We start from the raw sequence: 1,078 nt of genomic DNA, 5'->3' as shown, positions 1-1,078 counted from the left end.
CGCGTAGTCGGCTCGCCGGCACTGCGTTGACCTGACAGGCGGCTATGGTCAGAGGTGGCCGCTCAATGCCTCTGCCATGTCCTTGCTCGTCGCCACGGGAACGATCTCGAATTCCACCAGATCCGCCCATTCGATGACCCAGCGCTGCAGCAGCGTGGCGTCATCGGCCTCCACCAGCAGGAAACAGCGGCTCATGTCCGCCGCGATCCAGCTGTGGTGCACGAGAAGCTCGTCCGGCTTCAGGCGGCCCCGGTCGCGAAAGCGGCGGTAGATCTCCTTGCGATCGCAGCCGGTAAAATCCTCGATCACGATGAACAGCATCTTTTCCCCCGATCAAATTACCGCCCGGGCCGGTCCAGCCGCTCCAGGAACCATTGCGTCAGCCGCACCCAGACCTCGTCCTTCTCGCCGGAATCCTCCCAGCCATGGTCGAGGTTGGGATTGTCATTCACCTCGATGACGAAGACGCCGTCCTTGGTCTCCTTGAGGTCGACGCCATAGAGCCCGTCACCGATGCAGCGCGCCGCCTTCACTGCCGTCTCGACGACATGCGCCGGCGTTTCCTTCAGCGTGAAGGTCTTGATGCCGCCCTGGTCGGGCTTGCCGTTGGCCTTGTGGTTGACGATCTGCCAGTGCTTCTTGGCCATCAGATAGTGCACGGCAAACAGCGGCTGGCCGCCGAGCACGCCGACGCGCCAGTCATATTCGGTCGGAATGAATTTCTGCGCGATCAGAAGGTCGGAATCCTCCAGCCATTCGGTGGCGAGCGTCTTCAGTTCCTCGAAGTTGGCGCATTTCTTGACGCCGCGCGAGAACGACGAATCCGGAATCTTCAGCACCAGCGGAAAGCCCAGCGTCTGCGCCGCCAGTTCGAGATCCGAGGTGCCGGCGATCATCACCGTCGGCGGCACCGGGACCTTGTTGTAGGCCATCAGCTCGTTGAGATAGACCTTGTTGGTGCAGCGGATCATCGATAGCGGGTCGTCGATGACTGGCATGCCTTCTTGCTGGGCGCGGCGGGCGAAACGATAGGTGTGATTGGAGATCGAGGTCGTCTCGCGGATGAACAGCGCGTCGT

The 1,078-nt window shown here is 61.9% G+C and carries 2 protein-coding genes; both read right to left on the bottom strand.

Going from position 1 to position 1,078, the window contains the following annotated elements:
• Positions 1–48: 48 nt before the first annotated feature.
• Complete coding sequence (locus tag EN935_RS37365) at positions 49–321, bottom strand: DUF3303 family protein (RefSeq protein ID WP_109662712.1); 273 nt, start codon at positions 319–321, stop codon at positions 49–51.
• Between the two features lie 17 nt (positions 322–338).
• Positions 339–1,078 (bottom strand): RimK family alpha-L-glutamate ligase (locus EN935_RS37360; protein ID WP_164771765.1); only part of this gene is annotated, 740 nt, incomplete at its 5' end.

This window comes from Mesorhizobium sp. M7D.F.Ca.US.004.03.1.1 (genome assembly GCF_003998635.1).
Lineage (GTDB): Bacteria > Pseudomonadota > Alphaproteobacteria > Rhizobiales > Rhizobiaceae > Mesorhizobium > Mesorhizobium loti.
Note: the sequence above shows the minus strand (reverse complement) of the source record. Positions and strands in the feature narration are given on the sequence as shown.